At 76.4% G+C, this 5,307-nt stretch carries 6 protein-coding genes and 1 pseudogene; 3 read left to right on the top strand and 4 right to left on the bottom strand.

The genetic code is table 11. The annotated features are described in order from the left end of the window. Together ACLIYP_RS28980 and ACLIYP_RS28975 are read left to right on the top strand one after the other, a co-directional pair. The coding region (locus ACLIYP_RS28980; RefSeq protein WP_412716055.1) for a hypothetical protein at window positions 1-701 on the top strand (701 nt) is incomplete at its 5' end. Window positions 702-758: 57 nt separating this feature from the next. Then, window positions 759-1,142: a GntR family transcriptional regulator gene (locus ACLIYP_RS28975; protein WP_412716054.1), complete on the top strand. Its 384-nt coding sequence runs from the start codon at window positions 759-761 to the stop codon at window positions 1,140-1,142. Between the two features lie 18 nt (window positions 1,143-1,160). Here the strand turns inward: ACLIYP_RS28975 and ACLIYP_RS28970 are convergent, their stop codons facing one another. The 3 genes from ACLIYP_RS28970 to ACLIYP_RS28960 all read right to left on the bottom strand — a co-directional run bounded on the left by ACLIYP_RS28970 (window position 1,161) and on the right by ACLIYP_RS28960 (window position 4,082). Further along, a complete protein-coding gene (locus ACLIYP_RS28970) occupies window positions 1,161-1,709 on the bottom strand; it encodes an NADAR family protein (protein WP_412716053.1) in 549 nt (182 codons plus the stop codon). Between the two features lie 65 nt (window positions 1,710-1,774). Further along, on the bottom strand, window positions 1,775-2,905 hold the full coding sequence (locus ACLIYP_RS28965) for a DUF5925 domain-containing protein (protein WP_412716056.1): 1,131 nt from the start codon (window positions 2,903-2,905) through the stop codon (window positions 1,775-1,777). Between the two features lie 76 nt (window positions 2,906-2,981). Then, window positions 2,982-4,082 (bottom strand): serine/threonine-protein kinase, encoded by a 1,101-nt coding sequence (locus tag ACLIYP_RS28960; RefSeq protein ID WP_412716052.1) that lies wholly within the window; start codon window positions 4,080-4,082, stop codon window positions 2,982-2,984. A 177-nt stretch (window positions 4,083-4,259) separates the two neighbouring features. On the opposite strand from ACLIYP_RS28960, the gene ACLIYP_RS28955 reads away from it, so the two are divergent. Beyond that, window positions 4,260-4,526 carry a hypothetical protein gene (locus tag ACLIYP_RS28955; RefSeq protein WP_412716051.1) on the top strand — a complete coding sequence of 89 codons (267 nt, stop codon included), beginning with the start codon at window positions 4,260-4,262 and terminating at the stop codon, window positions 4,524-4,526. A gap of 209 nt (window positions 4,527-4,735) precedes the next feature. Here ACLIYP_RS28955 and ACLIYP_RS28950 read toward each other — a convergent pair. Continuing rightward, a pseudogene (locus ACLIYP_RS28950) lies at window positions 4,736-5,209 on the bottom strand (type ISP restriction/modification enzyme); the annotation flags it as partial. Window positions 5,210-5,307: the final 98 nt, after the last annotated feature.

Raw genomic sequence — 5,307 nt, 5'->3', positions numbered from 1 at the left:
CCAGTCCGATCGAGTGGGCGGACGGCCGCTCCCGGCCGCCGGGCGGCGGCCGGGAACGCGGGCGCGGCGGCGCGCCGGGAGCGGCCCCGCTGAGCTGGACGGCCCGCTCCCACGTGTGGCGCCACGGCTGCGACCACCGCTACCTGATCGACCTGCCGCCCTCCCGCGTCCCCCCGCCCCCGGTGGAGCAGGACGCGGCCGGCTGGGCCCGCTCGCTGGGCGCCGTGCACGGCGGCGAGACGATCGTGGAGGCCACCGTGTACGGCACCGGGGCGGCACCCGTGGTGATCGAGGCCCTGCACGTCCGGGTGGCGGCCCGCCGCACCCCTCCGGCCCGCTCGGTCTTCGCGATGAACGACGGCTGCGGCGGATCCCTCACCCCGGCCGCCTTCTCCGTCGACCTGGACGCCCCGCGCCCGCAGGCGAAGCCCGTGGACGGCTACGACGGCGAGGGCGGCCGGCCCCTGCCGGCCACCCGCCTGCCGTACCGCGTCACCGCCGACGACCCCCTCGCGCTGCGCGTGGAGGCGCGGACCGAGGGCTGCGACTGCGACTGGTACATCGAGGTGGAGTGGAGCGGCGGGGGCGGTGGGGGCACCCTCCGCATCGACGACGGCGGCCGCCCCTTCCGCACCGGTGCGGCGAAGGGACGGCCGGAGTACCGCTGGGCGCTGGAGACCGGGACCTGGGAGCGGGGCTGACCCTCTGGTGCACAATCGACGCACCCGCCGTACCGACCCCGCCGCAGGAGAAGTGCCGTGCCCCTGAGACTCGTCGTCGACCCGGACGCCCCCACCGCACCCTACGAGCAGGTGCGCGCCCAGATCGCCGAGCAGGCCCGCAGCGGTGGGCTGCCGGCCGGCCACCGCCTGCCCACCGTGCGCGGACTCGCCGATGAGCTGGGGCTGGCGGCCAACACGGTGGCCAAGGCGTACCGCGCGCTGGAGGCCGACGGGGTGATCGAGACCCGGGGCCGTCACGGCAGCTTCATCGCCGCCACCGGGGACGCCGCCGCACGTGAGGCCGCGGCTGCGGCGCGGGCGTACGCCCAGCGGGCCCGGCGCCTGGGCCTGGAACGGGCCGCCGCGCTCGCCGCCGCCGAGGAGGCGATCGCCGCCGAGTACGGCCGGGAGGCGGGCTGACGCCTCAGCCGCCTCCGCTCAGCCCGCCGCCAGCCGTTCCCGGGCCTCCATCAGGGCGAAGCCCAGCAGGTTGAGCCCGCGCCAGCGCGCCGGGTCGGACGCCCGCTCGTCGTCCGCGGCCAGCCCGATGCCCCAGACCCGGTCCAGCGGACTGGCCTCCACCAGCACCCGTCCCCCCGTGGCGAGCAGGAACGCCCGCAGGTCGCCGTGCTGCCCGAACTTGTGGACGGAGCCCTCGACCACGATGCCGAAGCGGTGCCGGGCCCAGACCTCCTCGTCGAAGTCCCGCACCGCACGTCCCGCGGCCTTGGCCGCACCCGGCTCCGGTGTGGCCAGGATCCGCTCCTCGGCCGCCGCGTCGCCGAACAGCCGCGCCTTGGCGGCCATCATCCAGTGCTCGGCGGTGGGGTGGAGGACGCCGTCCACGGTGAACGGCGAGGGCCACCACTGGCTGAGGCACCAGGGGCCGGGCGGGCCGTCGCTCCGCCCCCGGGGCGGGGTGTGCCCCCAGAAGTGGAGGTACTTGATCCGCTCCCCGCGCGCCCGCCGCCCGATCAGCTCCGCCACCGGATCGTCCGCGCGCTCCCCGGGAATCTCCCCGGGAACCCTTCCAGGAGAGATTCCGGGAGGCGTCACAGGTACATCCCCTCGTCCGACCGCCCCGGCTGCGGCGGCACCGAGGCCGGGCCCGAGCCCCGGCGCAGCGCGTACAGCTCGGCCAGGGTCGCCCCGTCGCGGCCGACGCCCTCCTCGGTGCCGAGCCAGTTCACCGCCTCCGCCCGCGTGAGCGGGCCGACCTCGATGCGGGCCAGGCAGCGGCCGGGGCGGACGACCGCCGGGTGCAGCCGCTCCAGGTCCTCGTTGGTCGTCAGGCCGACCAGGACGTTGCGGCCCTGGCCCAGCAGTCCGTCGGTGAGGTTCAGCAGCCGGGACAGGGCCTGGCCGGTGGCGTGCTTGGCCTCGCCGCGGATCAGCTCGTCGCAGTCCTCCAGGAGCAGCAGCCGCCAGCGCTCCCGGCCGGGCCGGTCCGGGGCGCCGTCGTCCTCGCCGATGGCGATGTCCATCAGATAGCCGACCTCGTTGAACAGCCGCTCGGGGTCGAGCACGCAGTCCACCTGGCACCAGTCCTGCCAGGAGCGCGCCAGCGTCCGCAGGGCGGAGGTCTTGCCGGTGCCCGGCGGGCCGTGGAGCAGCAGCAGCCGCCCGGTGATGTCGTCCGGGGTGGTCTTCATCAGCCCGTCCATGGCCCCGGCGACCGGGGCGGTGTAGTTGCCGCGGATCTCCTCCCAGCTCCCGGCGGTGATCCGGCGGGTGGTGCGGTACGGGCCGCGCCGCGGGGAGTTGTACCAGAAGCCCATGGTGACGTCGTCCGGCCGGGGCTCGGGCTCGTCCTCCGCGCCCCGCACCGCGGCCTTCAGCGTCCGCTCCGCCAGTTCCTCGCTGACGGCCGTCACGGTCACGTCGGCGCCGCGGGACCAGCGGGAGACCAGCACCGTCCAGCCGTCGCCCTCGGCCAGGGTCGCGCCGCGGTCGCCGTCGCGGGCCGAGCGCAGCACGACCGCCCCCGGCGGCAGCAGTGCCATGCCCTTGCGCACCCGCTCCAGGGAGCGGCTGCGGGCGTGCGGCTGCTCGCCGGTGGTGAAGCGGCCCAGGAAGAGGGCGTCGATGACGTCGGAGGGGGAGTCGCTGTCGTCGATGTTGAGCCGGATGGGCAGCGACTCCTCGGTCGGCACGGCACGGCGGTCGGCACACATGGCCCCCATGATCCGGTACGGGGGGCCGCCGCGCACGCAGGTTTCCTCCGCTTTCCTCCGCCCCGCCGGGGATTCCGGCGGGTGCTCAGCGCAGGACCACGGCCACCGCGAGAGCGGCCAGCAGCAGGACCAGCAGCCCGGCGACGAGCACCAGCACCCCGCGCGGCCCCCGGTCGGCGTCCCAGGAGCCCGGCGCGGACGGCGGCCGCCGCTCCGGGGCCGTGCCCGGCGCGCCCCGGAGCCCGCCCCCGCCGCTCATGTCGTCCCCGTCCCCGTCCTCGCCGGGCGCGGGCCGTGCGGACTCCGGCGAGGACGGAGAGGAGGGAGAGGAAGGAGCGGTGGCGCGCGGGCCGCCGCCGGCCGCGGCCACGCGCAGCAGACGTTCGGCCCGGGCGGCGGTCGTACGCTCGGCCGGGTCCGCCCGCAGCAGCCCCTCCAGCACCGGTGCCAGCGCACCGGCCCGCCGCATGGGCGGCAGGTCGGCGTCGGTGTACGAGGAGAGGAAGCGCAGGGTCTCCCCGGGGGTGCCGCGGCGGAACGGCGAGACGCCCTCCACGGCCAGGTACAGCACCACGCCCAGGGCCCACAGGTCCGCGGCCGGGCCCGGGTCCTGGCCGCGTGCGCACTCCGGGGCGAGGAACTCGGGCCGGCCGACCGCCGCACCGGGCCGGTCGTGCGCCGTGTCGGCCTTCACCTGCGCGGTGCCGAAGTCGGTGAGGACGACCCTGCTGTCGTTTCCCAGCAGGATGTTGGACGGCTTGATGTCGCGGTGGGTGATGCCCGCCTCGTGGGCGCTGCGCAGCGCCGAGACGGCCTCGGCGCCGATCCGCCCGGCGCCGGCCGGGGACATCGGCCCCTCGGCCTCCAGCGCGGCGGCCAGCGACAGCCCCCGGACCAGCTCCATCACGATCCACAGGCGGCCGTCCTCGATCACCACGTCGTGGACGGTGGTGGCGTTGCGGTGGGAGATGCGCCCGGCCGTCATGGCCTCCCGCTCCAGGCGGGAGTAGAGGGCGCGAACCTCGGCCGGGGAGAGCTCCTCGGCGGCCCGGACCTCCTTGACCGCGACCTCGCGGCCCAGCACCTCGTCGCGTCCCTGCCAGACCACGCCCACCTCGCCGCGGCCCAGCTCGGCCGTGAGGCGGTAGCGGTCGGCGAGCAGCCTTCCACTGTCACCGGTGTTCATCCTCGTCCCCCGTCCCCGGCCCCGCCATGGGGCCGGTCGGATGCTGTTGTCTCGTACGGTGTTCGTCAACCCCCTTGCGGGGAAGGTGAATCGAGTGACCGGAATACCCGTGGGTCACGGTCGGGAGATAGGGTTACCCTGCCCGGGCCGGGAGCCCTCGTTTGGGTGGGGAGTGTCATGGAACAGATAACGGTACGCAGCAGGGCGCGGATCCCTGCGATCCAGTGCGGGAGCGGTGCGACCGGTTCGCGCCTGGACCGGCACTTGAGCGTGCTGGCGGGGCCCGCCGTCCCCCAGGATGACACGGCGGAGGCCACCTTGCTCATGCGCGAACTGACCGCGCGCGACGCGGTGCACACGCGCTCCCACAGCAGGGGCGCGCGGGTCTCCCTCTTCGCGCCGCTGCGGCGGCTGCGGCGCTCCCTCTTCGGAGGCCACGCCTGACCACGCCCGGCCGTACCCGCGGCACTCGTAGCATCCACAGCACCCGTAGCACCCGGGCCGGAGGATAAAGGTTTCGGCTCAGGGCTCCGGAGGACCGGCCTCCCCGCGGCGGGCCGGGCGTCATCGCCCGGCCCCGGCCACGTCCGCGCACTTCCCCCCGGCGACCCGCTCCCCAACCGGCGGCCGGCCTCCGCGGGGAGGCCGGCTCCTCACAGCAGCGCCAGCTGCCCCTCCGGACCCTCCTCGCGGTGGTCCAGCACGGAGGCCGGGCGCCGCGCCCCCGGCGGCACCGGCAGCACACCGGCCTCGCGCAGCGCGGACACCTCCACGGCCGGACGCCCGGCCAGCCTGCCGGCGAACTCGGCGCGGGCCCCGCGCAGCCCGTCGAGCAGGGTGAGCACGGTGATCAGCTCCAGCAGCTCCGAGGTCCACCGGGGCTGCCAGGTCTTCGGGCGCACCGCCTCCAGCGTGCCCGGCACGGCCCCGGCCGTACGCCGGGCGAACCACTCGGCGAGCACGCGGACGCCGCCCGCCTCGAACTCCCAGGCGCCGCGCGCCACCGGCGCTATCCGGCCGTCCCCCACCCACAGGGCCTCCTCCTGCGCGTCGTGGCGCAGCGCGTCCGGGTCCGGCCGCTCGGGCAGCGTGGCCCGTACGTAGGGGCGCCGCCCGCCCGGCAGGCGCGCAGACCGCCGTCACGCTCAACCACCACGACGTGCGGGCCCTGACCGACGACCCCGCCGACCTCGACGCCGCACGCCGCATCGACGGCGTCGCCAAC

Origin of the sequence: Streptomyces nanhaiensis, assembly GCF_046614825.1 — a bacterium.
Classification (GTDB): Bacteria; Actinomycetota; Actinomycetes; order Streptomycetales; family Streptomycetaceae; genus Streptomyces; species Streptomyces radiopugnans.
Note: the sequence above shows the minus strand (reverse complement) of the source record. Positions and strands in the feature narration are given on the sequence as shown.